Below are 22,287 nucleotides of genomic sequence, written 5' to 3' on the forward strand. Positions count from 1 at the left end.
CGCGCCCCCCCCCCCCCCCGCCGGAAACTCAGGCGCGCTGCCGCGCGACCTCGTACAGCACGATCCCGGTCGCCACACCCGCGTTCAGCGACTCGTTGCCGACCGCCATCGGGATCGCCACCGTCTGGTCGCAGGTCTCGGTGACCAGACGCGACAGGCCCTTGCCCTCCGAGCCGACCACGACGACCAGCGGCTCCTGGGCCGTGTCCAGGTCGCCCAGGTCCACCGATCCGTCGGCGGCCAAGCCGACCACGAACAGGCCCTGCTTCTGGTACGACTCCAGCACCTGCCGAAGGTTCGACGCCCGCGCCACCGGCACCCGCGCCGCGGCACCCGCCGACGTCTTCCACGCGCCCGCCGTCATGCCCGCCGCGCGGCGCTCCGGCACCACGACGCCGTGCGCGCCGAACGCCGCCGCCGAGCGGATCACGGCACCCAGGTTCCGCGGGTCGGTGATGCCGTCGAGCACCACGATCAGCGGCACCTCGCCGTTGTCGTGCGCGACCTCGACCAGGTCGTCCGGGTGCGCGTACTCGTACGGCGGGATCTGCAGCGCCAGCCCCTGGTGGTGCCCGCCCTCGGTCAGCCGGTCCAGCTCCGGACGCGGCGCCTCCAGCAGCGGCACCCCCATGTCGTTGGCGAGCTTGAGCGCCTCGCGCACCCGGTCGTCCGAGTCGATGAACTGCGCGACGTACATCGCATTCGCCGGAATGCCCGCACGCAGCGCCTCGACCACCGAGTTGCGGCCGTACACCATCTCCTTGTCGCCGCGGCCGCCCCGGCCGCGCTGCACCCCGCGGCGCCCGCCGCCGCCGTCCTGCTGGGCGCGCTTCGCCGCGGCGTTCGCGGCCCGCTGCTTCGCGTGCCCCTTGCGCATCTCGGCCGGCGGCGTCGGCCCCTTGCCGCGCAGCGCGCGGCGGCTGTGCCCGCCGGTGCCGACCTGGGCCCCCTTCTTGCTGCCCGGGTTACGGCGGTTGCGGCGCTGGCTGTTGCCGGCCATGTGATGACGTCCCTTCGATGTGCTCGTCTCGCACGTACAACGGTACGGCCGGGCCCGTGGCCCGGCCGCGTCGAATCCGTCGCACGCCCACCGCCCGCGGGCGGCTACTCGTCCGATGCTCCGAAACCCGGCGGCCGTGCGGCCCCGGGCAGTCCCCGGCCTACTGCCGGTGCCGCTCCAGTGTCCAGCGCGGCCCCTGCGGGGTGTCCTCGACCACGACGCCCGCCGCGGTCAGCTGGTCGCGCACCGCGTCGGCGGCCGCGTAGTCCTTGCGCTCGCGCGCCGCCTGCCGCTGCGCCAGCGCGAGATGCACCAGCGAGTCGACGACGTGCCGCAGATCGCCCGTGCGGTCGCCCGCGTCGCCCGACACCCACGGCTCCGCCGCCGGGTCCAGGCCGAGCACCACAAGCATGCCGCGCAGCGCACCGAGGTGCGCCGCGACCGCGTCCTTGTCGCCCGCGGCCAGCGCGGTGTTGCCCTCGCGCACGGTGTTGTGCACGACCGCCATGGCCTGCGGCACGCCCAGGTCGTCGTCCATCGCCTCGGCGAACGCGTCGGGCACCCGCGCGTCCGGCTCCACCGGGCCGGTCAGCTCCGCCGCCCGCTCCAGGAAGCCCTCGATGCGGGAGAACGACACCTCGGCCTCGCGCAGCGCATCCTCGCTGTACTCGATCATCGAGCGGTAGTGCGGGGACGCCAGGTAGTAGCGAAGCACGATCGGCCGCCAGCGCTTCACCATCTCCGACACGAGGACCGAGTTGCCGAGCGACTTGCTCATCTTCTCGCCGCTCATGGTGACCCACGCGTTGTGCATCCAGTAGTTGGCGAAGCCGTCGCCCGCCGCCTTGGACTGCGCGATCTCGTTCTCGTGGTGCGGGAACACCAGGTCGAGGCCGCCGCCGTGGATGTCGAAGCGCTCGCCGAGGTAGCGGTGCGCCATCGCCGAGCACTCCAGGTGCCAGCCGGGGCGCCCGCGGCCCCACGGGGTGTCCCACGAAGGCTCGCCGGGCTTGGCCGACTTCCACAGCGCGAAGTCGCGCACATCGCGCTTGGCGCCCGCGCCGCCGTCGCCCTGGTCACGCATCGCGTCCAGGCGCTGGCCGCTGAGCGCGCCGTATTCCGGGAACGAGTGCACGTCGAAGTAGACGTCCCCGTCCGACGGGTAGGCGTGCCCCGTGGTGATCAGACGCTGCATCAGCTCGATCATCTCCGGCACATGGCCGGTGGCCCGGGGCTCGATCGTCGGGCGGAGGCAGCCGAGCGTGTCGTAAGCCTCGTTGAACGCCCGCTCGTTCGGGTAGCCGATGCGCCACCACGGGACACCGGCCTCGTTGCCCTTGGCGATGATCTTGTCGTCGATGTCCGTGACGTTGCGGCAGAACACGACGTCGCTGCCCCGGTACTCGAGCCACCGCCGCAGCACGTCGAAGTTCAGGTACGAGCGGACGTGCCCGATATGCGGCGGCGCCTGCACGGTCGCGCCACACAGGTAGATCGAGACGGTGCCCTCGACGAGCGGCACGAAGTCGCGGACCGTGCGGGTGCTGGTGTCGTATAGGCGCATGCTCACCCTGCGAGTTTACGGGGTGCGCACGCCGGGAGGCCCCCGGATTCCGCCCCGGGTCCCGAACCGGAACCGGGACGTGTTACCCGGCGGGCACCACGAGCGCGGTCGCGATCGCCGCCAAGCCCTCCGCGCGGCCGGTCAGCCCGAGCCCGTCGGTGGTCGTCCCGGACACCGACACCGGCGCCCCCGCGGCCTCCGACAGCGTCTTCTCCGCCTCGGCCCGCCGCGGCCCGATCTTCGGCCGCACGCCCACCACCTGCACCGCGATGTTGCCGATCTCGAACCCCGCGTCGCGCACCAGCCGCGCGGCCTCGGCCAGCAGCGTCACGCCCGCGGCCCCCGACCACTCCGGCCGCGACGTGCCGAAGTGCGCGCCCAGGTCGCCGATTCCGGCCGCCGAGAACAATGCGTCGCACGCCGCGTGCGCGGCCACGTCGGCATCCGAGTGCCCGGCCAGCCCGGTCTCCCCCGGCCAGTGCAGCCCCGCCACCCACAGGTCGCGGCCCTCCTCGAAAGGATGAACATCGACGCCGATGCCGGTACGCGGCAGCAGCACCCTCACCGGCCCCGCGGACGCGGACGGCTGGGGCGGCCGGGACAGCTCGGACGGCTCGGACGGCTCAGACAACGGGGACCTCCGCATCGGACGCGCGCTCCGCCCGGCGCTTGGCCAGCAGCGCTTCGGCGAGCAGCAAATCGAACGGCCGGGTGACCTTGAAGGCCTCCTCCGACCCGGGCACCACGGTCACGGCCACGCCCATGCGCTCGACCATGCCCGCGTCGTCGGTCGTGTCGCCGCCCGGCGCCGCCGCCGCGTGCGCGGCGGCCAGCACGTCCCGCCGGAACCCCTGCGGCGTCTGCACGGCCCGCAGCGAGGCCCGGTCGACGGTCCGCACGACGCGTTCGGCGCCGTCCTCCGCCACGACCTCCTTCACGGTGTCGACCACCGGAAGCGCGGGCACCACCGCGGATGCGCCGGACTCGACCGCGGCGACGACCGCTTCCACGACGCCGACCGGCACGAACGGGCGCGCCGCGTCGTGCACGAGCACCACGGGGCAGTCGCCGTCGAGCGCGGCCAAGGCAAGAGAGACGGATTCCTGGCGCGTCGCGCCGCCGGCCACCACGGTCACCGGCGCGTCCGCGCCGAGTTCACGGGCCAGCAGGCCGCGCACTTCCGCGACACCGTCCGGCGGCGCGGCGACGACCGCGGCACCGACACCGGGCGCGGACAGCAGCGACCGCAGCGCGTGCACGAGCATCGGCACGTCGCCGAGTTCCCGCAGAGCTTTGGGCAGGCCGCCGCCCAGACGCAGCCCGAGCCCGGCCGCGGGCACCAGAACAGCAGCTCTCACCGAACACCCTCACTTGGCGCGCTGGAACCCGGGACGGCAGCACCGCCCCGAGACCGACCACCCGAAGGTACCGGGCCGCAACCGGGTGTATCCGCGCAGCCGCCGGGGAAGGCCTTCCGCAGGTGCCCCTGAGCAGCACACCGCCGTGGCCGACCTACTGCCGAGCCGGACGTCATGCGTCACCCGCACGGGTCAATCCGCGCCGCCGAGAAGCGCCGCGAGGCCCGAGAGCCGGGCGTATGGACGTACGTCGCCGACCGTGCGCCGACGACGGCTGTCCGCCGCCGCGCGCGCCGATCGGATACGGCGCGCGCCGACGGACCGGGCCGCGCAAGCCCGTGGCGAAAAGGTGCCCGGTCCGCCGGATCGCTCCGGCCGACGGGCCACCTTCACCGTGCCGGTACAGACAGGGCCGCGGCCTGGGGCCGCCGCTCCGTTCCGCCCGGCATCGCGCGTCAGGAGGCGAGAACCTCGTCGAGGATCGCCTCTGCCTTGTCTTCGTTGGTGTTCTCCGCGAGCGCCAGCTCGCTCACCAGGATCTGCCGAGCCTTCGCGAGCATCCGCTTCTCGCCGGCCGAAAGGCCGCGGTCACGCTCCCGGCGCCAAAGGTCGCGCACGACCTCGGCAACCTTGATAACGTCACCGGAAGCGAGCTTTTCCAGGTTCGCCTTGTAGCGTCGCGACCAGTTCGTCGGCTCCTCGGTGTGCGGAGCCCGCAGCACCTCGAAGACGCGATCGAGGCCGTCCTGGCCCACCACGTCGCGCACACCGACGAACTCCGCGTTGTCAGCGGGGACTCGGACCGTGAGGTCACCCTGGGCTACCTTCAGCACCAGGTAGATCTTGTCCTCGCCCTTGATGGTGCGAGTCTCGATCGCCTCGATGAGTGCGGCCCCGTGATGGGGGTAGACCACCGTGTCGCCAACCTTGAACGTCATGTGACAGGTACCCCTTCCGTGGCTTTCTAGGGTAACACGGGTCACGCCGCGCCTGAATGGCGTTTCCGCAGGTCAGGGCCTTAGTCAGGGCTTGACAATGGCCACTCGGACATGCATGCGCCGCCCCGCCGGGACCGACATGGTGATCCGTAAACCGGGCAAAACGGGCAACTTGCACCCACCTCCATTCGAACATGGAATCGACTATCGGCCCTACCGGACACACTGGGCCGAGGCATCTGTTTTTGGACAGCAGTGCGCCGGACGGCGGGTCGCCCGACTTGTCCGTGTGTGCGCCGCGGGTGATCCGACGGCCGGATGCCGTGTCCCCGCCCGGGCTGTCCCCGTTTCACCCTCGGGATCCGAGCCGCGTACAAGTGGCCCATCCCGCCTGAGTAGGCTTGCGCCGGTCCCCCTTGTCCGGGACCGCCGAGGCTGTCAAGGACACAAAGGACCAAGGAGATTCGCCCGCCGTGAGCCGCAGCATTCGACGGGGTGCCGTCGCCGCAACCATCGCCCTCGCGCTGGCCCCCTTGGCGGCCGCCTGCTCCAGTGGCACGGACGCGGAAACCACCAAGATCAAGCCGGACACCGCTTCCGTCCAGGTCGGCAACGTCAAGGTGCAGAACCTGACGCTGGTGAGCGGCGGTCCGACGTCCGGCGCCATGGCGCTGGGCGGCGCGTTCATCAACGACGGCGACCAGGCCGAGACGCTCACCCAGGTGGCCGTCGACGGTGCGACCGGGAACGCCGAGCTGAAGTCGGCGTCCGGCACGGGCGCCATCACCATCCCCGCGCACGGCGCGGTCTACCTGACCGGCGGCGCGGACAGCGTGGTCGCCAAGGTCGCCTCGGTGTCCGGGGACAGCCCGGTCACCCCCGGCAAGTACGCCAAGGTGACGCTGACCTTCAAGACCGCGGGCTCGGGCTCGGTGCGCGTCCAGGTGCATTCGCCGGAGGACTACTTCAAGCAGCTCGCGCCGTCCGCCCCGGCTCCGAGCCTGCCGGCCGCCCCGCCGACCACCGCTCCGGCGTCGCCGTCCGCCCCGGCTTCGGCCACCGCTTCGGCTCCTGCCTCGGCGCCGGCCACCGGCGCCCCGACCGGGGGCGCGAGCAACGCCCCGACGGGCGCCGCGACCGCGACGAGCACCGCGACCCGCCCGGCGAACACCGTCAGCCCCAACGCGAGCTGACGCACGCACAACGCCACGCGAGCGGCTGCGCCCCTGCCGGGGCCGCAGCCGCTCGCGCGTTCGGGGGAGAGCGCAACAGCGCGACGCGGCCTGGCACCCGGCCGGATACACACCCCGCAAGCTCCCCACGGCGCGAACGCCCCCACGTCCTGGGGACAACCACCACTGTGGGGATGGGGGACAACCACCGCCGGCCTCCACTGCTCGCGTGCCGGACCGGGCCCGCCAGGGGACTCCACCGGTCGGAAATCAGGCCGGCACGTGCCTTCCGCCGACACGCGAAAGCCGCCCTCCGCGTCGCGCGGAAGACGGCTCTCTGCGGGTGATCCGGCCGATCAGGGCTCGAACTTGTAGCCCAGGCCGCGCACCGTCACCAGGTACCGCGGCGCGCCCGGGTCCGGTTCGATCTTGGCGCGGAGGCGCTTCACGTGGACGTCGAGCGTCTTGGTGTCGCCGACGTAGCCGGCGCCCCACACCCGGTCGATGAGCTGCATGCGGGTGAGCACCCGGCCGGCGTTGCGCAGCAGCAGTTCGAGCAGGTCGAACTCCTTCAGCGGCAGCTCGACCTTGACGCCGTCGACGGTGACGCGGTGCCGGTCGACGTCCATGCGGACCGGGCCGGCCTCCAGCGCGGTCGGCTCGACCTCGGTGGGCTCGCCCTGGCGGCGCAGCACGGCGCGGATCCGGGCGACGAGTTCGCGGGACGAGAACGGCTTGGTGACGTAGTCGTCCGCGCCGATCTCCAGCCCGACGACCTTGTCGACCTCGCTGTCCTTGGCGGTCACCATGATGACCGGCACGTTGGACTTGGCGCGCAGCCGACGGCACACCTCGGTGCCGGGCAGGCCCGGCAGCATCAGGTCGAGCAGTACGAGGTCGGCACCGCCCTGGTCGAACTGCTCCAGCGCGTCGGGCCCGGTGACCGCGACGGCGACCTCGAACCCTTCCTTGCGCAGCAGGAACGCAAGCGGGTCGCTGAAGGACTCCTCGTCCTCGACGACGAGCACTCGGGTCATCCGGAAGCCTCCCGGGAGTTGTACGACACAGCCGGCCCGGTCGGGGACGGCTGCTGGGCCGCGGTGGACGCCGCGTCGGGGCCGGTGCCCCGGTCGTCGGCGGGCAGAAGTGGCAGCACCAGAGTGAACGTGGTTCCCACGCCCTCCAGGCTGCGGACGGTGACCTCTCCCCCGTGTCCGGCCACGATGTGCTTGACGATGGAGAGCCCCAGGCCCGTCCCGCCGGTGGCGCGCGAGCGGGCCGGGTCGACGCGGTAGAACCGTTCGAAGATGCGGTCCAGATCGCGGTGCGGGATCCCGATGCCCTGGTCGGACACCGCGATCACGGCTTTGCGGCCGGTGACCCGGACGTCGATGTCGACCCGGGTGCGCTCCGGGCTGTAGTTGACGGCGTTCTCGACCAGGTTGCCGAGCGCCATCACGAGCTGGTTGTGGTCGCCGGGGATGACCAGGCCGGGATCGCCGCCGACGGCGAGGGTGATCTGCTTGTTCTGCGCGACCTGGCGGCAGCGGTCGACCGCTTCGGCGACCAGGTCGTCGACCGGCACCGGGGCGATGTCCTGGAGCGGGTGGTCGTTCTGCACGCGCGACAGGTCGATGAGTTCCTGCACGAGGTTGGTCAGGCGCGCCGACTCGACCTGCATGCGGCCGGAGAAGCGGCGGACCGCCTCCGGGTCGTCGCTGGCGTCCAGGACGGCCTCGGCGAGCAGGGACAGCGCGCCCACCGGGGTCTTGAGTTCGTGGCTGACGTTGGCGACGAAGTCGCGGCGCACCGCGTCGACGCGGCGGGCCTCGGTGCGGTCTTCGACGAGCAGCAGGACCAGGCGGGAGCCGAGCGGGGCGACGCGGGCGGACACTTCGAGTTCCTGGCCGTCGCGGCGCGGGAGCAGCAGGTCGCGCTGTCTTATTTCGCCGTCGCGCCGGGTGTCGCGGGACATCCGCAGGAGTTCGTCGGGGACGAGCTGGTCGCCGCGGACGAGGCCGAAGGTGTACGCGGCCGAGCTGGCCTTGACCACCGCGTCGTGCTCGTCGAGGACGACGGCGGACGAGCGGAGCACGGACAGCACGGTCGCCACGCCGGGCGGGAGGACGGGCCCGGAGGGCGCCGTGCCGCTGCCTTGGCCCTGGGTGCGTTCGCTCCACCGGAACGCCAGGGTCCCGGCAACACCGACAGCCAGCCCACACACGGCGGCTACGGCCGCCGCGGCCACGTTCACGTCCACGGCACCCAGAGTAAAGGGGACACGAACGGGTGAAACCCCTCCCGATGGCCTTGACCTGAGGACTTCATCGACTGTTCATCGCTGCGCCGCACCCGGTTCAGCCCGTTTGGCGGCGGTCCGGAGCCCGCCCAGATCTCCGCAAATATTCACCACTTCTACTAAAAATAGACAAAATGGCTGGTCGCAGGCTTTGGCCACATCCGGCGTTGACGCCGCCGAGCGGGGCGGGTTGACTCGAATACGCACCGTGCACGGTCCGGCACACCGCGGGCCGCGCGCTTCGCCACCGGAGCCGCTGTGGCCCACGCCACACGCCGCCGGGGCGGCGCCGCGCCTCGCACCGCACACCCGTTCGACGTCCACGCCCGTGCGGCGCCGGCCCGGGCACGTCCACCGGTGAACGGAGGTCGTCCATGCCCGGCTCCCTGCCCGACTCGCCCACCACCGTCCGCACGGCCCCGGTGGCCGTCGAGATCACGCCGCGGTCCGCGGTCCTGCGCACGCCGCCCGCGCCGACGCCGGGGTGCAGCTGCCCGTCGTCGTGCGGCTGCGGCTGCAAGGCCGGTTCCGCGTGCAACTGCGGCGGCAGCTGCGGCTGATCCGCCCCGGTGCGGCCGACGGGCGACCAACGGCCGCGCGCGACACCCCGGAAAGGCGCGAAACGGCGAGCGCCCGCCCCCGTGCTGCGGGGCGGGCGCTCGCTGTTCGACCGTGCGGGCCGAGGGCCACCTGCTACTTGCGGCCCTGGTTCTTGACCGCCTCGATGGCCGCGGCGGCGGCTTCCGGGTCGAGGTAGCGGCCGCCCGGGGTGACCGGGTGCAGGTCGGCGTCCAGCTCGTAGAGCAGCGGGATGCCGGTGGGGATGTTCAGGCCCGCGATCGCCTCGTCGGAGACGCCGTCGAGGTGCTTGACCAGCGCGCGAAGCGAGTTGCCGTGCGCGGCGACCAGCACGGTGCGGCCGGCCTCGAGGTCGGGCACGATCGCGTCGTACCAGTACGGCAGCATGCGGGTGACGACGTCCTGGAGGCACTCGGTGCGCGGGCGGATCTCGTCCGGCAGGCCGGCGTAGCGCGGGTCGTGCACCTGCGAGTACGTGTCGTCGTCGGCGAGCGGCGGCGGCGGGGTGTCGTAGGAGCGGCGCCACAGCATGAACTGCTCCTCGCCGAACTCGGCGAGCGTCGCGGCCTTGTCCTTGCCCTGGAGAGCGCCGTAGTGGCGCTCGTTGAGGCGCCACGAGCGGCGCACCGGGATCCAGTGCCGGTCGGCGGCGTCCAGGGCGATCTGCGCGGTGCGGATCGCGCGGCGCTGCAGCGAGGTGTGCAGCACGTCGGGCAGCACGCCGGCGTCGGTGAGGAGCTGTCCGCCGCGGGCGGCTTCCTTCTCGCCGGTATCGGTCAGGTCGACGTCGACCCAGCCGGTGAAGAGACCCTTGCGGTTCCAGTCGCTCTCACCGTGGCGGAGGAGGACGAGCTTGTATGCGGTGTCGGCCATGAGGGCGAGCGTAATGGAGGCGGAGGTACGGCTTTCTGCCGGTCTGGACCGGCAGCGGCGCCGGACCGGCGGTGCGCCCGCCCCGCCGGTCCGCGGCGTGCCGCGGTTCAGCCGGCCGGGGGTTCCGCGGCAGGTTCGCCCGGCGTGTCGAGGAGGTGGGTGAACGCGTCCAGGTTGCGGGTGGATTCGCCGCGCTCGGTGCGCCATTGCCATTCGCGCCGGATCGACGTGGCGAAGCCGAGTTCGAGCAGCGTGTTGAAGCTGTCGTCGGCGGCTTCCAGGACCACGCCGAGAATCCGGTCGACCTCGTCGGCGGTGACCGCGTGCAGGGGGACCCGGCCGGTCAGGTACACGTCGCCGAGCTTGTCGAGGGAGAACGCGACGCTGTAGAGCCGCATGTTGCGGGTCAGCAGCCAGCGGTAGAACGCCTCGTGGTTCTCGTCGGGGCGGCGCACCACGAAAGCGGTCACCGTGACCGTGTGCCGGCCGACTTTCAGGGCGCAGGTGGTCTTGAGCTTGCGGGTGCCCGGGAGCGTCACGACGAACGTGTCGTCGTCGGGGCGCTCCCAGGTGACCTCGGCGTCGTCGAGGGCGAGCCGGATGGTCTCGGCCGCCTGCGCCCGGGTGTGCTGCACGGTGCACCTCAGGGTTCGGATGTCGGTCGGTTGTCGGGCTGTCCACGCTAGGGCTTGTCCGGGGGATCTTGACACCCCGGACACGCCTTGGCGTACCGCGGGCCGGATCGGTGGTCTCACGCCCTAGCGTGCCGCGAGGCTCCGGACGCGTCCGGCTTCCGCGACGGTCTGCGCGTACACGTCGGCCATGGAAGCCGCGGCGGCCGCCCAGCCGAAGTTGGCGGCGTGCCGGACCGCGCCCTCGGCGTACCGGTCGCGCAGCCGCGGCGCGAGCGCCAGGGTGCCGAGCGCGGCGGCGTAGTCCGCCGGGTCGTGGCCGTCCACGAGGATCCCGGACACGCCGTCGCAGACCGCGGTGGGCAGGCCGCCGACGGACGCCGCGACCACGGGCGTGCCGCACGCCTGCGCCTCGATGGCGACGAGGCCGAAGGACTCGTTGTAGGACGGCACGACCGCGACCGAGGCGGCCCGGTACCAGTCGGCGAGCACGTCCTGCGGCACCGGGCGGCGGAACCGCACGACGTCCTGCACGCCGAGCGACGCGGCCAGCTTGTGCAGGTGCTCGGGCGCGGCGAGGCCGGTGCCGCTGGGGCCGCCGACGACCGCGACGACGAGGTTCTCGCGCAGCGACGGGTGGGCGCGCAGCAGGTGCGCGGTGGCGTGCAGCAGGACGTCCGGCGCCTTGAGCGGCTGGATGCGGCCCGCGAAGAGGATCACCGTGGCGTCCTCCGGCACCCCGACGCGGCGCCGGGCCTCGGCGGCGTCGCCCGGCCGGAACGTGTCGAGGTCGACCCCGGGGTTGACCACGGCCAGCCGCTCCGGGTCCGCGTCGTACAAGCCGATGAGCTGCTCGGCCTCTTCGACGGTGTTCGCGACGAGCCGGTCGGCCGCCTCGACGACCTGGCTTTCGCCGATGACGCGGGCGGACGGCTCGGGCGGGTCGTCCGCGGCGCGTGACAGGTTCTTGACCTTCGCCATGGTGTGCATGCTGTGCACGAGCGGGACGCCCCAGCGTTCCTTGGCGAGCCAACCGACCTGCCCGGACAACCAGTAGTGCGAATGCACCAGGTCGTAGTAGCCGGGCTCGCGCATGGCTTCGGTACGCAGCACACCGGAGGTGAACGCGCACAGCTGCGCCGGCAGGTCTTCCTTCGACAGGCCCTCGAACGGGCCCGCGGTCACGTGCCGAACCAGCACGCCAGGCGCCATCTCCACGACGGGCGGCAGGTCGCGCCCGGTGGCGCGGGTGAATATCTCCACCTCGACGCCGAGCGCGGCCAAGCGCTTGGACATCTCGACGATGTAGACGTTCATGCCGCCCGCGTCGCCGGTGCCCGGCTGATGCAGCGGGGAGGTGTGCACGCTCAACGTGGCGATCCGGCGCGGCGCCCCCCGACGCCCGGCCAGCGTGTGCTTGCGCGCTCCGGGCGCGGCCGCCCGCGGCACGTGATGGCTCATCCGCGCGCCTCGCTTCGCTCGCCCACCAGGTCCTCCTCTGCCTGCGACTGCATACCTGTGCCTGTGCCCATGCCCGCTCCCGGTCCCGCCGTCCGCGGCGCCGGGCACGCCGTTCGGCACCCGGCCGCCAGGCGGCGGGCGCACCTCGATCCGGTTCCCCTCCCGGGCGCTGCCGTTAATTCGGACGACAACACCCCTAGTCAAGTGATAACCGATAGGTGCTTGCCGCCGATTCCCACCCCCCATGCGTGATGTCGGACACGCTCGGCAATCGAACATATGCGCTAAGTTCTGCCGCCCCTTCGAACGCCGGTCCGCGGGCGGCCCGCTTCCGGCCCGGCGCCCGGCCACGACCTAGACTTCCCCGCATGGTCAAGCGCGGCGCCGGGAGTGCACACGGCCCCCGCGCGACGGCGAAGCCGACGGGGGTCGTCACCCGCGGCACCACCAACGCCAACCGGCTCCGCCGGATCGACCGGTGGGTCGCCGCCGAGTACGCCGGGCTGCTCCGTTCGGCCGCGGATCCGCTCGTCGTCGACCTCGGCTACGGCGCCTCCCCCGTCACCACCGTCGAGTTCCGCCGCCGCCTCGCCGCCGTGCGCGGCGACGTGGACATGGTCGGCATCGAGATCGATCCGGAACGCGTCGCGGCGGCGCTGCCGTTCGCCGGCCCCGGGCTGTCGTTCGTGCGCGGCGGGTTCGAGGTGCCGCTGCCGGGCGGCCGCAGGCCGGTGCTGATCCGGGCGTTCAACGTGCTGCGCCAATACGGCGAGGGCGACGTCGCGCAGGCCTGGTCGGTGATGTGCGCACGGCTCGCGCCGGACGGCGTGCTCGTCGAGGGCACCTGCGACGAACTCGGGCGCCTGGCCACGTGGGTGGCCGTCGGCGCGGACGCGCGGCCGCGCACGCTCACCCTCGCGGCGCGGCTGGCGACGCTCGGCCGTCCGTCGGATCTGGCCGAACGGCTGCCGAAGGCGCTCATCCACCGCAACGTGCCGGGCGAGCCGGTGCACGCGTTCCTCACCGCGTTCGACCGCGCGTGGGACACCTTCGCCCCGCTGGCCCCGCTGGGCGCGCGGCAGCGATGGGCCGCCGCGGTACGGTCGTTGGCGCCGGACTGGCCGGTGCGCACCACGCCGGCGCGGGCGCGCGGCGGCGAAGTGACACTCGACTGGGATGCCGTAGCCCCCCTGCCGATCTGACTGTTCGTCACATCACTGCGCCACTGGACTGCGGGGTAACCCGGCAAAATCCGGCCGCGACACGGATTTTCCGGCTGCGTTTTATCCGTATTTCACCGGAGCCACCCCTTAAAGTATCCGGACGATCACGCAAACTCCTCTGCCGTTCCCCGCCGGAACATGCAAGGATCCGTCGCTGGAACCGGTTCTCAAGAGCCACCTCCGTCCTCTTGAGAACCGGTTCGACCGCGTTCGGAATCCGAACAGAGGCGCGGCGCGAGCGCATCCGACTGATCGGAAGGGTCAGCGCATGGCGATACCGGGGGTCCGCCGTCGGCGGCGCATGAGGCGTGCCGCGACCACGGGGGGAGTGGCACTGCTGTGCGCGGTGCTCTTCGCCGGGCAGGCAGCCGCCGCCCCGGACCCGGGTCGGCAGCCGCTCGAGCCGTTCAATCTGGCCACCGTGCAGACGCAGTTGCAGGACCTGTACCGCCAAGCGGAGCAGGCCACCGAGCGCTACAACGCGAGCAACGAGCGACGCGGCACGCAGCAGGTCAAGGTCAACGACATCCGCGCGGGCATCGTCTGGACACAGCAGCAGATCGCCGAATCCCGCGACGAGATCGGCCGCATCGCCCGTCTGCAGTACACGACGCGCGGCGTCGACCCGCTGATGTCGCTGATGCTGTCCTCGAACCCGCAGCAATTCCTCCAGCAGGCCCCGACGTTCGCCCGCATCAGCCAGTCGCAGGAAGACACCATCCGGCGGCAGAAGCAGGCGGAGCAGCAGCTCAAGAACATGCAGAAGAGCGAGGACGCGCAGCTCGCCGAGAGCGCGCGCCTCGAAGAGGAATCGCAAAGGGCCAAGACGGACATAGAGACGAAGGTCGCCGAGGCCGAGAAGCTCATCGCCGGTCTGACGCCCGAACAGCTCGCCGCGCTGGAGGCGTTGGACGCCCAGATCGCCAACACCAACAACGCCCAGCTGACGCAGTACGGCATACTCACCCGCCCCGACCAGCTCACCACGCCCGCCGCGAAGCAGGCGATCTCGTTCGCGCTGAGCAAGATCGGCATCCCCTACGTGTGGGGCGGCACCGGCCCGGCCGGCTACGACTGCTCGGGTCTGACCTCGCAGGCGTGGCTGTCCGCCGGCCTGCGGATTCCCCGGACGTCGCAGGAGCAGTGGGCGCGGCTGCCGCGCGTGCCGGTCTCCGACATGCGGCCCGGCGACCTGATCGTGTACTTCGCGGACGCCAGCCACATCGCGATGTACCTGGGCAACGGCCTGATGGTGCACGCGCCGCGGCCGGGCCGCTGGGTCACCATCGCGCAGGCCGGTTCGATGCCGATACTCGGCGTGGTCCGGCCGGACGGCGGCGCGGGCACCGTGCAGGCGCCGCCGGTGCCGAACATGCCCAACGCGCCCAAGCCGTCGAACCCCGGCACGGGCAACCCGAGCACCCCGCCCGCGACGAACACCCCGACCAACACCCCGGGCGGCGGAACCACCACACCTGGCGGCGGCACCACGTCGCCCGGCACCGGCACCGGCACCCCGGGCGGCACCGAGACGCCGGGCGGGACGGGTACGCCCGGCGGGTCCGGAACCCCGAGCGGCAGCGGCACCCCGAGCGGGTCCGGCACGCCCGGCGGCACCGGCACCCCGTCCGGGACCTCGTCGGCGCCCGGCACCACGCCGCCCGCGACCGGCACCGCGACGCAGAGCGGGGCGAGCGAGAAGTCCACCACCACGGCGACGTCCACGGGCCCGACCTGATCCCGGTCCGCCCGGCGCTCCCGCGCCGGGTGGGGGGAGCCCCTAGGATCGACGCACGCGAAAGGCCGGAGCACCCTCGGGGGGTGTTCCGGCCTTTTCCCGTGCTCCGTTGCGCGCCCGGTGTTCCTCCACGGCGGGGCCGCGGGCGGGTCACCAGGGGCCGTACGGTCCCATCCGGCCGCCGCCGCGGCGGCCGTTGCCGACCTCCTTGAGCGCCGGACGCACGTCGACCATGTAGACGATCGCCGCGATGATCCCGGCGATCACCCCGATCAGCGAGCCGAGCAGCAGGTCCCACGCGACCGCGGCACCCAGGATGACCAGCCAGAAGACCTTCTTCTGCTTGTCCGCGGCCCGGTACGCGTCCTCGCGCCGGAACGCCGCGTCGACGAAGCAGAAGACCTTGAACAGGAGCAGGCCGAGGAACAGCCACGCGACCACGTTCCCGAACGTGCTCAGCAGCACCCCGCCGGCCAGAACCTGACCCGGCATCGTTCCTCCTCCACCACCGTCGTCTTCCGGATCCGGCCGGACGGCCCGGTCCCGGACCCGAAGGGCGCCCGCGCGCCCCCGGTGCCGCCAGTCTCGCACGGTGGCGCGCCGGACGGGACCATGCGCGGCCGCCCGTCCGCGGTCACTCGGCCGGCGGCGGGGTCTTCTTCGCGGGGCGCTTCGCGGGCGCCTTGCGGGCGGCCGGCTTGGCCGGCTTCGGCGCGGGCTCGGCGGCGGGCACAGCGGCGGACTCAGTGGCGGGTTCAGTGGCGGGTTCAGTGGCCGCGGGCGGCTGCGCGACGGCCGGCAGCGGCGCGGCGGCCGTGTCGTCCTGGGTGCCCAGACGCTCCTCGACGATCTTCTGGCCGCGGGCGGCGAGTTCGGCGTAGATCTCGCGGAGTCGCTCGGCGTAGTCGCCGGCCTTGCCGTACTGGGTCTCGACCTGGACGCGCGCCTTGCCGTACTGCGTCTTGGCGAAGTCCTGCACGTCGTTCGCGGTGCCCGCGACCTTCTCGCGGATCACCTTCGGGTCGGTCGGCACCGCCGACACGTCGAACTTCGGCATCTCGAACTTCGGCACGTCGATCTTGGTGGCCTTCAGCTTCGCGACGTCGAGCTTCGGCGCCTTCGCGGCGATGCCCGCCACCTGCTCGGGCACCCCGCGGATCTTCTCGACGGCGAGGTCGCCCGCGCCGACGACCGCGTGGAAGGGGGTGCTGTCCGCCAGGGTCTTCCTGATGTCCGTGGCAATCGCCATGGTGTTTCCTCACTCCTCGGGGTCGAGGCCGTCCTGCGCGTTCGGGTGGGCGGCCTGCACGTCCGCCACGGCGTTCTCTTTGCGGAACGCCTCGTAGATCTCCAGCAGCACGCGTTTCTGCCGCTCGCTGATGTGCGAGTCGGCGAGTATCGCGGTCTGCACCTCGCGAACGCCCTCGGAGCGCTCTTCGAGGATCCCGGCCTGCACGTACAACGTCTCCGCGGAGATCCGCAGCGCCTTCGCGATCTGCTGGAGGATCTCCGCGCTCGGCCGCCGCAACCCGCGCTCGATCTGGCTCAGGTACGGATTCGACACGCCCGCCGCGTCCGCGAGCTGCCGCAGCGAGTACTGCGCACTGCGCCGCTGCTCGCGGATGTATTCGCCGAGCGATCCCACATTCAGGCCGGCCATGCCCTCCACCATGCCTCGCCGATGCTAACTTTTGCAAGCAGGTTGCTTGCAACTGTACGACGTGTCGCGGCCGGGGAACGCAGATGACGGAGAGGGGCCCGTCGCCCTAGCGTCGCCCCATGCCTTCCCAGGAGACCGGCGCCGACGAAGCCGCGGGCGTCACCCTTCGCTGCGGCGACAACCCGCTCGTCGAGGTGCGGTTCCGGGACCGGACCGGCTTCGTTCCCGACCCCGTCCATTACGCCGTCGAGCTGCGGGCGCCGGGCCTGGCCGCCCGGCTGGACGACATCGTGGCGTGGCCTGCGTCGGGTGACCCCGGCGCGTTCCTGGCCGCGCTCGCGGGCGACTTCCGCGGCTGGACGGGCGAGCGCACCTGGCGGACCGCGGACCGGGATCTCGCGCTCACCGCGGTGTTCCGGTCCCGCGGCCACGTCGGCATCACCTGGACGGTACGGCCCTGGCGGTCGGCGGACGGCTCCTGGAGCGCGTCGGCCACGACGTGGCTGGAAGCGGGCGCGCAGCTGTCCGCCGCGGCCGACGACATCGGCCGGTTCCTCGCCCCGGACGGTGACGGCCCGCGCGGCTGAGCCGCCGGCCCCGCACCCCGCGTCCGCGACCGCCGCGACCCGTCAGAGCCTCGCGCGCATGCTCTCGCAGACGCCGTGGACGCCACTGACCGTGTGCGTCGCCCCCGCAGTGCGGAGCGTGCCGGTGTACGTGCCGAACGCCTGGAAGTAGTCGATCGCCAGGATCCCGAGCTGGTGTCTGACCACCTTGCGGCCCTCGGGTTCGAACAGGACGTCCAGGCGGCCGTCCGCGGAGCGGATCCGCCACGGCGCGGCGGGGTCGTCGGACTCCGGGGTGAAGACGATGTCGGCGAGGGGTTCGGCCGCCGTCGGCGACCAGATGCAGGACTCCTCCTGCTCGCCGGGGACTTCCGCACGGTCGGCGAAGTTCGCACCCACCACGCCCGCGGCGGTGGGCGCCGCGAAGGTCCCCCACAGCCACGACGTGCGGTACGGGAGCAGCGACTTGTGCTCGTCGAGGATCGCCAGGTCGTGCTCCCCGTCGAAGACGACTTCCGCATCGCCCACCCGCAGCGTGCCCTCGACCGGGAACACCGCCTTGTGGGTGTACATCCGCCCGCCTCCCGGCAGCCGCGAACTCACCGACAGCGGAGCCGTCGCGGCCGCCGCGTCGAGCTCCAGTTCGCCGGAGACCGCCGGGGCCTTGGCCGTCGCCGCGATGTCGAAGCGCAGCCGGTGGCGGCCGGACGCCTCGGCGAACTCGTACGCGAGCGCGTAGCCGCCGCGCCGGAATGCGCACCGGCTGCCGCCGAGCAGGTCCGCGGGCAGGCCGAGCGATCCGCCGCGCGCGTTGGCCGCGTGCTGGTGCAGCGCGCCGCGGGCCCGGTCGTAGGCGTAGAACTCCGAGCTGGCCAGGTAGTGCGCGTCCTGCATGATCAGCGACGCGTACCAGTCCGGATGCAGCAGCGTGAAGCCGATCCACTCCTTGAGCCGGAGGCCGCGCAGCACGCGCGTGAGGCCGCCGAATTCGTCGAGCGGGTTGACGTTCGCGGGCCGCGCGCCGAAGCGGCCGTAGTGGCGAGTTCCGGCGTCGACGAGGTTGCGCGGATCAGGCATGGCGGAAGCCTGCCCCGCGCCGCACCCGGCGTCAACGGATTCCGCGGCCTCCGGCGGGCCCTCGGGTCAGAACGCCGCGCGGACCGCACCGACCGGGTGCGGGCCGCCGTACAGCGGGAGTTCGGCAAGCTCGGCGAGCACCGGCGCGTCCACGCCGAGCCGGCGCAGCGCCGCGGCGAGGATCGGGCCGAGAGTGCGCACCGACCCGTCGTCGACCTTGAACGCCAGCGCGCGGCCGTCCGGCAGGGCCACGGCCTGGACCGCTTCGGCGCCCATCTTGGCGACGACCCCGGGGATGCCGCGCATGACGAGGGTGTCGACGCGGCCGGTCCCGGCCACGTACTCCGGGTGTGCGCGCATCGCCGCGGCCACCCGCGACTGCGGCGTGCCCGCGCACGACGCGGCGATCGCCCGGTACAGCCGGGCCAGCCCGGTCAGGCTCAGCGCGGGGACGGGCGCCCCGCAGCCGTCCACGCCCAGGTGCGCGATCCGCTCGTCGGCCAGCTCCTCGACGGTCCGCAGCACCAGTTGCTGGAGCGGATGCACCGGGTCGAGGTAGGAGTCCGTGTCCCACCCGTTGACCACGCACGCGGCCAGCCACGCGGCGTGCTTGCCCGAGCAGTTCATGACCAGCGGATCGGGCTGCCCGCCCGCGCGCAGGTACTGCTCGCATGCGGCTTCGCCGAACGGGAGCTGCGGCGGTGTACGCAGTGCACCCGCGTCCAGCCCCGCGGCGGCGAGGATCTTGCGTACGCCGTCCAGGTGGAACGGTTCGCCCGAATGGCTCGCCGCGGCCAGCGCCAGCAGCTCCCCGTCCAGCTCGACCCCGGCCCGCAGCGCCGCGACGGCCTGCGCGGGCTTGGCCGACGAGCGCGGGAACACCGGGCGGTCCACGTCGCCGAGCGCGAACGCCACCGACCCGTCCGCGTCCAGCGCCACCAGCGCGCCGCGGTGCCGCCCCTCGACGAACCCCGAACGCACCACTTCGGCGAGCACCGGCGGCGCGTCCTTGGGGACGCGGTCCGCGCCGGGCCCCGACGCCGCCGCGTGCACGGCGGTTATCGCGGACTCCGGGGAACCTGGGGACGGCGGAACGGTCATGGACGGACGCTCTCTCCGGGACAAGATCGGCACGGTCGGCGCACCCGCGGACGCACGGCCCGCGGCGCGGAGGCCGGCACCGCCGCCCGCCGCCCGGACCGCCGGTCAGCGGCCGGAGAGCAGGTCGTCGACCCTGGCCTCCCCTTCACGGTACCTGCGCGCGATCTCCGCGCCGCATTGGTCGGCCACCCGCTGGAGTTCCTGGCGGCGCGCCGACACCTCGTGCTCGTATCCCGTCAGCCGGTCCAGCGCGGCCAGCAGCCCGGCGTCGTCCAGCGCCGGCAGGTCGGACCACGCGACATCGGCCAGCACCCGCTCGATGCGCTGCCGGTACCGCGACGTCCCCGGCGGATGCACCGTGACGTGCCGGGCGCCGCCGCGCGCGGGCGCGGGCGTCTCGGACAGGATTTCCGACAACTGCTCCATCACCGGCGCCGGCCCGCCCGCCGCCGGGTCACGGCGGCGCGCCGACTCGGCGCGCAGGATGTCGATGCGCCCCTGGAGCAGCCGCCGCAGATACGACAGGTCGCTCTCCTCCAGCTGCGCCTCGCGGCGCAGCGTGCGCACCGTGGCGAGGTCGAGCGCGCGCACCGCCTCGGGCGACGGCACGGCCGGCACGCCTTCGGAGCGCGGTGCGGAAGGCTTCAGCGGGTCTGCCATGAGACGCATCGTGCCACGCCCCGCCGACCCGCGCGTGCCGCGCGCGGGCGATTGGCCCCGGACGGGTCGGGACCAACCGTCCGTCCGCGCGACGGGCCCGGGACAATGGGCGCATGCGAGCAGTCGTACAGCGTGTCTCCGAAGCATCCGTGACGGTCGGCGGCGAGGTCGTCGGGTCGATCCTCGGCCCGGGCCTCTGCGTCCTGGTCGGCGTCACCCACGACGACACCCGCGAGCACGCCAAGCGGCTCGCCGCGAAACTGTGGAGCCTGCGCATCCTCGACGGCGAGAAGTCCTGCTCCGACCTCGGCGCCCCGCTCCTGGTCGTGAGCCAGTTCACGCTCTACGGAAACGCGTCCAAGGGCCGCCGCCCCACCTGGAACGCCGCCGCACCGGGCGAAGTCGCCGAGCCGATGGTCGACGCGGTCGTCGCCGAACTGCGCACGCTCGGCGCACACGTGGAGACCGGCGTCTTCGGCGCCGACATGAAGGTCGGGCTGGTCAACGACGGGCCGATCACCCTGGTCCTGGACATCTGACCACCACCCCCGATCGGCGGACCCGCGGCGCCGCGAGTTCACCGGTTGGGGGGATATCCCCCTTGAGCAACCCCGCCGACGGCGGACAATGGCAGGGCGAAGGCCTTTCCGAGGGGGTTCGACATGTCCAATCGCGGCCCGTACATCGCCACCGGGGTCGTCCTGGCGATCATCGCGTTGTGGATCATCCCGGGCTGGCTGGCGTGGTTCGTGTTCGGCGCGCTGATCGGGATCCCGGTCGTGGCGTGGCTGACACTCGACCGCGGGCAGCGGCGCCGGATCCGCAACATGCGCAACCGTCGGCTGCCCTGACGGTGCGAACGGCGGCGCCCGCGAGCGCCGCCGACCGGATCACGCCGGGACGATCACGTCCTGCGACGCGGGCACGCCGTCCGCGGACAGCACCGCGTCGACCGGCGTGTTCCGCTTCACCAGCGCGAGCGCGACGGTGCCGAGTTCGTGGTGGCGTGCCGCGCTGGTCACGAAACCGATCTGCCGGCCGTCGAGTTCGACCGGCGCCCCGGTCGCGGGCAGCTTCTCCTCGGTGCCGTCCAGGTGAAGGAACACCAGGCGGCGCGGCGGGCGGCCGAGGTTCTGCACGCGCGCGACCGTCTCCTGCCCCCGGTAGCAGCCCTTGTCGAGGTGCACGGCCGAGGGAATCCACCCGAGTTCGTGGACGATCGTGCGGTGGTCGGTCTCGTTGCCGACGCGCGGGCGGTGCGCCTCGATCCGCAGTGCCTCGTAGGCCCACACGCCCGCCGGGTCGGCGTGCTCGGCGCCGTAGGCGGCGAGACGCTCGCGGGGCAGGAACAGCTCGCGGCCGGTGTCGGTGACGCGGGCCGGGAGGGCAGAGTCGGCGGGCGGCTCGGGGACCGGCTCGTAGACGACCGCGTACGCGTCGGTCAGGTCCTCGACCTCGACGCGCAGCAGGAACCGCATGCGGTCGAGGAACGCGACCAGCGCGGGCGCGGTGCCCGGTTCGACGTGCGCCCACAGCGCTTCGCCGTCGTCCACCACGTACATCGCGTGCTCGATGTGCCCGTGCGGGCTCAGCACGAGCGTGACGGTGGCCTGTCCGGGCGGGAGTTCGGTGAGGTGCTGGGTGGTCAGCGAGTGCAGCCAGGACAGCCGGTCGGGGCCGGAGACGCGGACCACGCCGCGGTGCGACAGGTCGACGAAGCCTTGGCCGTTCGCGAGGCGGCGTTGTTCGCGCAGCGGGTCGCCGTAATGCGCGGCGACGCCCTCGTCGGGCGCCTCGGCGGCGACCGCGCCGGGGAGGGAGAGCAGCGGGCTGACGGCGGGACTCGTGACGGCCATGCCGTCCAGCTTAAGCACCGGGCGCAGCGGGCGGCGGCGCGGGCGACCCGGCGCCCGCCGCACCCGAGCCGCGCGCCTTCGTGCACGACGCGCAGCGGCCGAAGATCGCGAAGTGCCGGAGGTCGATGTCGAAGCCGAACCGCGCTTCCACGGTGTGCGCGAGCGGCTCGGCGAGGCCGAGTTCGACTTCGGTGACCGCTTCGCAGTCGCGGCACACCAGGTGGAGGTGGTCGCTGCGGCCCGCCGGGTGGTAGGTCGGCGCGCCGTGCCCCAGGTGGGTGTGCTTGACCAGCTCGAGGTGCTCGAGGAGTTCCAGCGTGCGGTACACGGTGGAAATGTTGATGCCGCTCGCGGTCTTGCGGATCTCGGTGAGGATCTCGTCCGGGGTGGCGTGCCCCAGGGCGGTCACCGCTTCCAGGACGAGCTGGCGCTGCGGCGTCAGCCGATAGCCCTTTTGCCGCAGCTCCTGCGTCCAGTCCGTGGTCACCGTTGAATTCTAGGCAATCCGCGGACTTGGCGGATTCGCACGT

25 protein-coding genes are annotated in these 22,287 nt (G+C 72.8%); 7 read left to right on the plus strand and 18 right to left on the minus strand.

Going from position 1 to position 22,287, the window contains the following annotated elements; all coding sequences use genetic code 11:
• Positions 1 to 28: 28 nt before the first annotated feature.
• From rlmB to ACPA54_RS12240, 5 genes are all read right to left on the minus strand, one after another.
• Complete coding sequence (gene rlmB / locus ACPA54_RS12220) at positions 29 to 1,000, minus strand: 23S rRNA (guanosine(2251)-2'-O)-methyltransferase RlmB (protein ID WP_423528858.1); 972 nt, start codon at positions 998 to 1,000, stop codon at positions 29 to 31.
• Between the two features lie 160 nt (positions 1,001 to 1,160).
• Positions 1,161 to 2,570, minus strand: a complete 1,410-nt coding sequence (cysS, locus tag ACPA54_RS12225) for a cysteine--tRNA ligase (RefSeq protein WP_423528860.1) — start codon at positions 2,568 to 2,570, stop codon at positions 1,161 to 1,163.
• 76 nt (positions 2,571 to 2,646) lie between these two features.
• On the minus strand, positions 2,647 to 3,210 hold the full coding sequence (gene ispF / locus ACPA54_RS12230) for a 2-C-methyl-D-erythritol 2,4-cyclodiphosphate synthase (protein WP_423528862.1): 564 nt from the start codon (positions 3,208 to 3,210) through the stop codon (positions 2,647 to 2,649).
• Positions 3,188 to 3,922 (minus strand): 2-C-methyl-D-erythritol 4-phosphate cytidylyltransferase, encoded by a 735-nt coding sequence (ispD, locus tag ACPA54_RS12235; protein WP_423528864.1) that lies wholly within the window; start codon positions 3,920 to 3,922, stop codon positions 3,188 to 3,190. Before ispD ends, ispF begins: the two co-directional genes overlap by 23 nt.
• A gap of 455 nt (positions 3,923 to 4,377) precedes the next feature.
• Positions 4,378 to 4,860, minus strand: coding sequence for a CarD family transcriptional regulator (locus tag ACPA54_RS12240; protein WP_231779029.1), 483 nt, complete (start codon positions 4,858 to 4,860; stop codon positions 4,378 to 4,380).
• 473 nt (positions 4,861 to 5,333) lie between these two features.
• Between ACPA54_RS12240 and ACPA54_RS12245 the strand changes: the two genes are divergently transcribed.
• Positions 5,334 to 6,053: a copper chaperone PCu(A)C domain-containing protein gene (locus ACPA54_RS12245; RefSeq protein WP_423528866.1), complete on the plus strand. Its 720-nt coding sequence runs from the start codon at positions 5,334 to 5,336 to the stop codon at positions 6,051 to 6,053.
• Between the two features lie 335 nt (positions 6,054 to 6,388).
• Here ACPA54_RS12245 and ACPA54_RS12250 read toward each other — a convergent pair whose 3' ends face one another.
• On the minus strand, positions 6,389 to 7,069 hold the full coding sequence (locus ACPA54_RS12250; protein ID WP_358351960.1) for a response regulator: 681 nt from the start codon (positions 7,067 to 7,069) through the stop codon (positions 6,389 to 6,391).
• Positions 7,066 to 8,292: a sensor histidine kinase gene (locus ACPA54_RS12255; RefSeq protein ID WP_423528868.1), complete on the minus strand. Its 1,227-nt coding sequence runs from the start codon at positions 8,290 to 8,292 to the stop codon at positions 7,066 to 7,068. The genes ACPA54_RS12250 and ACPA54_RS12255 overlap by 4 nt, the downstream gene beginning before the upstream one ends.
• A 413-nt stretch (positions 8,293 to 8,705) precedes the next feature.
• Between ACPA54_RS12255 and ACPA54_RS12260 the strand changes: the two genes are divergently transcribed.
• On the plus strand, positions 8,706 to 8,891 hold the full coding sequence (locus ACPA54_RS12260) for a hypothetical protein (protein WP_423528870.1): 186 nt from the start codon (positions 8,706 to 8,708) through the stop codon (positions 8,889 to 8,891).
• Between the two features lie 133 nt (positions 8,892 to 9,024).
• Here the strand turns inward: ACPA54_RS12260 and ACPA54_RS12265 are convergent, their stop codons facing one another.
• The 3 genes from ACPA54_RS12265 to mshA form a co-directional block, all read right to left on the minus strand.
• Positions 9,025 to 9,783, minus strand: a complete 759-nt coding sequence (locus ACPA54_RS12265) for a phosphoglyceromutase (RefSeq protein WP_423528872.1) — start codon at positions 9,781 to 9,783, stop codon at positions 9,025 to 9,027.
• 107 nt (positions 9,784 to 9,890) lie between these two features.
• Positions 9,891 to 10,418 carry a type III secretion system chaperone family protein gene (locus tag ACPA54_RS12270; RefSeq protein WP_423528874.1) on the minus strand — a complete coding sequence of 176 codons (528 nt, stop codon included), beginning with the start codon at positions 10,416 to 10,418 and terminating at the stop codon, positions 9,891 to 9,893.
• 123 nt (positions 10,419 to 10,541) lie between these two features.
• On the minus strand, positions 10,542 to 11,876 hold the full coding sequence (mshA, locus tag ACPA54_RS12275; RefSeq protein ID WP_423528876.1) for a D-inositol-3-phosphate glycosyltransferase: 1,335 nt from the start codon (positions 11,874 to 11,876) through the stop codon (positions 10,542 to 10,544).
• Positions 11,877 to 12,244: 368 nt separating this feature from the next.
• On the opposite strand from mshA, the gene ACPA54_RS12280 reads away from it, so the two are divergent.
• Together ACPA54_RS12280 and ACPA54_RS12285 are read left to right on the plus strand one after the other, a co-directional pair.
• Positions 12,245 to 13,078 (plus strand): class I SAM-dependent methyltransferase, encoded by an 834-nt coding sequence (locus ACPA54_RS12280; RefSeq protein WP_423528877.1) that lies wholly within the window; start codon positions 12,245 to 12,247, stop codon positions 13,076 to 13,078.
• 289 nt (positions 13,079 to 13,367) lie between these two features.
• Complete coding sequence (locus ACPA54_RS12285; protein WP_423528878.1) at positions 13,368 to 14,837, plus strand: C40 family peptidase; 1,470 nt, start codon at positions 13,368 to 13,370, stop codon at positions 14,835 to 14,837.
• A gap of 150 nt (positions 14,838 to 14,987) precedes the next feature.
• On the opposite strand, the gene ACPA54_RS12290 is transcribed toward ACPA54_RS12285, so the two are convergent.
• From ACPA54_RS12290 to ACPA54_RS12300, 3 genes are all read right to left on the minus strand, one after another.
• Positions 14,988 to 15,302, minus strand: coding sequence for a DUF2516 family protein (locus ACPA54_RS12290; RefSeq protein ID WP_345677212.1), 315 nt, complete (start codon positions 15,300 to 15,302; stop codon positions 14,988 to 14,990).
• 169 nt (positions 15,303 to 15,471) lie between these two features.
• Complete coding sequence (locus tag ACPA54_RS12295) at positions 15,472 to 16,086, minus strand: hypothetical protein (protein WP_423528880.1); 615 nt, start codon at positions 16,084 to 16,086, stop codon at positions 15,472 to 15,474.
• A gap of 9 nt (positions 16,087 to 16,095) precedes the next feature.
• Positions 16,096 to 16,497: a helix-turn-helix domain-containing protein gene (locus ACPA54_RS12300; RefSeq protein ID WP_423528882.1), complete on the minus strand. Its 402-nt coding sequence runs from the start codon at positions 16,495 to 16,497 to the stop codon at positions 16,096 to 16,098.
• A 119-nt stretch (positions 16,498 to 16,616) separates the two neighbouring features.
• Here ACPA54_RS12300 and ACPA54_RS12305 point away from each other — a divergent pair, with 119 nt between their 5' ends.
• Positions 16,617 to 17,084, plus strand: a complete 468-nt coding sequence (locus ACPA54_RS12305) for a DUF6228 family protein (protein WP_423528884.1) — start codon at positions 16,617 to 16,619, stop codon at positions 17,082 to 17,084.
• Between the two features lie 42 nt (positions 17,085 to 17,126).
• Here the strand turns inward: ACPA54_RS12305 and ACPA54_RS12310 are convergent, their stop codons facing one another.
• From ACPA54_RS12310 to ACPA54_RS12320, 3 genes are all read right to left on the minus strand, one after another.
• Positions 17,127 to 18,140, minus strand: a complete 1,014-nt coding sequence (locus ACPA54_RS12310; RefSeq protein WP_423528886.1) for a DUF2804 domain-containing protein — start codon at positions 18,138 to 18,140, stop codon at positions 17,127 to 17,129.
• Between the two features lie 66 nt (positions 18,141 to 18,206).
• Entirely contained in the window at positions 18,207 to 19,241 is a 1,035-nt protein-coding gene (locus ACPA54_RS12315) for an asparaginase (protein ID WP_423528888.1), read from the minus strand.
• A 105-nt stretch (positions 19,242 to 19,346) separates the two neighbouring features.
• Positions 19,347 to 19,901 (minus strand): RsiG family protein, encoded by a 555-nt coding sequence (locus tag ACPA54_RS12320; RefSeq protein ID WP_423528890.1) that lies wholly within the window; start codon positions 19,899 to 19,901, stop codon positions 19,347 to 19,349.
• A 113-nt stretch (positions 19,902 to 20,014) separates the two neighbouring features.
• Between ACPA54_RS12320 and dtd the strand changes: the two genes are divergently transcribed.
• Positions 20,015 to 20,440, plus strand: coding sequence for a D-aminoacyl-tRNA deacylase (dtd, locus tag ACPA54_RS12325; RefSeq protein WP_423528891.1), 426 nt, complete (start codon positions 20,015 to 20,017; stop codon positions 20,438 to 20,440).
• A gap of 123 nt (positions 20,441 to 20,563) precedes the next feature.
• Positions 20,564 to 20,752, plus strand: a complete 189-nt coding sequence (locus ACPA54_RS12330) for a hypothetical protein (RefSeq protein WP_423528893.1) — start codon at positions 20,564 to 20,566, stop codon at positions 20,750 to 20,752.
• Positions 20,753 to 20,791: 39 nt separating this feature from the next.
• On the opposite strand, the gene ygfZ is transcribed toward ACPA54_RS12330, so the two are convergent.
• Positions 20,792 to 21,757: a CAF17-like 4Fe-4S cluster assembly/insertion protein YgfZ gene (gene ygfZ, locus ACPA54_RS12335; protein ID WP_423528895.1), complete on the minus strand. Its 966-nt coding sequence runs from the start codon at positions 21,755 to 21,757 to the stop codon at positions 20,792 to 20,794.
• A 10-nt stretch (positions 21,758 to 21,767) separates the two neighbouring features.
• On the minus strand, positions 21,768 to 22,244 hold the full coding sequence (locus ACPA54_RS12340) for a Fur family transcriptional regulator (RefSeq protein WP_423528897.1): 477 nt from the start codon (positions 22,242 to 22,244) through the stop codon (positions 21,768 to 21,770).
• Positions 22,245 to 22,287 lie beyond the last annotated feature (43 nt).

It is taken from the genome of Uniformispora flossi, assembly GCF_049534875.1.
In the GTDB taxonomy this organism is placed as follows: domain Bacteria; phylum Actinomycetota; class Actinomycetes; order Streptomycetales; family Streptomycetaceae; genus Yinghuangia; species Yinghuangia aomiensis.

What these genes read in the sequence shown, in the direction of transcription:
- ACPA54_RS12285 (WP_423528878.1), top strand. Translation starts at nt 13,368, where the DNA reads ATGGCGATACCGGGGGTCCGCCGTCGGCGGCGCATGAGGCGTGCCGCG.
- ACPA54_RS12260 (WP_423528870.1), top strand. Translation starts at nt 8,706, where the DNA reads ATGCCCGGCTCCCTGCCCGACTCGCCCACCACCGTCCGCACGGCCCCG.
- dtd (WP_423528891.1), top strand. Translation starts at nt 20,015, where the DNA reads ATGCGAGCAGTCGTACAGCGTGTCTCCGAAGCATCCGTGACGGTCGGC.
- ACPA54_RS12240 (WP_231779029.1), bottom strand. Translation starts at nt 4,860, where the DNA reads ATGACGTTCAAGGTTGGCGACACGGTGGTCTACCCCCATCACGGGGCC.
- ACPA54_RS12265 (WP_423528872.1), bottom strand. Translation starts at nt 9,783, where the DNA reads ATGGCCGACACCGCATACAAGCTCGTCCTCCTCCGCCACGGTGAGAGC.
- ACPA54_RS12300 (WP_423528882.1), bottom strand. Translation starts at nt 16,497, where the DNA reads ATGGCCGGCCTGAATGTGGGATCGCTCGGCGAATACATCCGCGAGCAG.
- mshA (WP_423528876.1), bottom strand. Translation starts at nt 11,876, where the DNA reads ATGAGCCATCACGTGCCGCGGGCGGCCGCGCCCGGAGCGCGCAAGCAC.
- rlmB (WP_423528858.1), bottom strand. Translation starts at nt 1,000, where the DNA reads ATGGCCGGCAACAGCCAGCGCCGCAACCGCCGTAACCCGGGCAGCAAG.
- ispF (WP_423528862.1), bottom strand. Translation starts at nt 3,210, where the DNA reads ATGCGGAGGTCCCCGTTGTCTGAGCCGTCCGAGCCGTCCGAGCTGTCC.
- ACPA54_RS12295 (WP_423528880.1), bottom strand. Translation starts at nt 16,086, where the DNA reads ATGGCGATTGCCACGGACATCAGGAAGACCCTGGCGGACAGCACCCCC.
- ACPA54_RS12250 (WP_358351960.1), bottom strand. Translation starts at nt 7,069, where the DNA reads ATGACCCGAGTGCTCGTCGTCGAGGACGAGGAGTCCTTCAGCGACCCG.
- ACPA54_RS12310 (WP_423528886.1), bottom strand. Translation starts at nt 18,140, where the DNA reads ATGCCTGATCCGCGCAACCTCGTCGACGCCGGAACTCGCCACTACGGC.
- ACPA54_RS12330 (WP_423528893.1), top strand. Translation starts at nt 20,564, where the DNA reads ATGTCCAATCGCGGCCCGTACATCGCCACCGGGGTCGTCCTGGCGATC.
- ACPA54_RS12280 (WP_423528877.1), top strand. Translation starts at nt 12,245, where the DNA reads ATGGTCAAGCGCGGCGCCGGGAGTGCACACGGCCCCCGCGCGACGGCG.
- ACPA54_RS12320 (WP_423528890.1), bottom strand. Translation starts at nt 19,901, where the DNA reads ATGGCAGACCCGCTGAAGCCTTCCGCACCGCGCTCCGAAGGCGTGCCG.
- ACPA54_RS12315 (WP_423528888.1), bottom strand. Translation starts at nt 19,241, where the DNA reads ATGACCGTTCCGCCGTCCCCAGGTTCCCCGGAGTCCGCGATAACCGCC.
- ACPA54_RS12305 (WP_423528884.1), top strand. Translation starts at nt 16,617, where the DNA reads ATGCCTTCCCAGGAGACCGGCGCCGACGAAGCCGCGGGCGTCACCCTT.
- ygfZ (WP_423528895.1), bottom strand. Translation starts at nt 21,757, where the DNA reads ATGGCCGTCACGAGTCCCGCCGTCAGCCCGCTGCTCTCCCTCCCCGGC.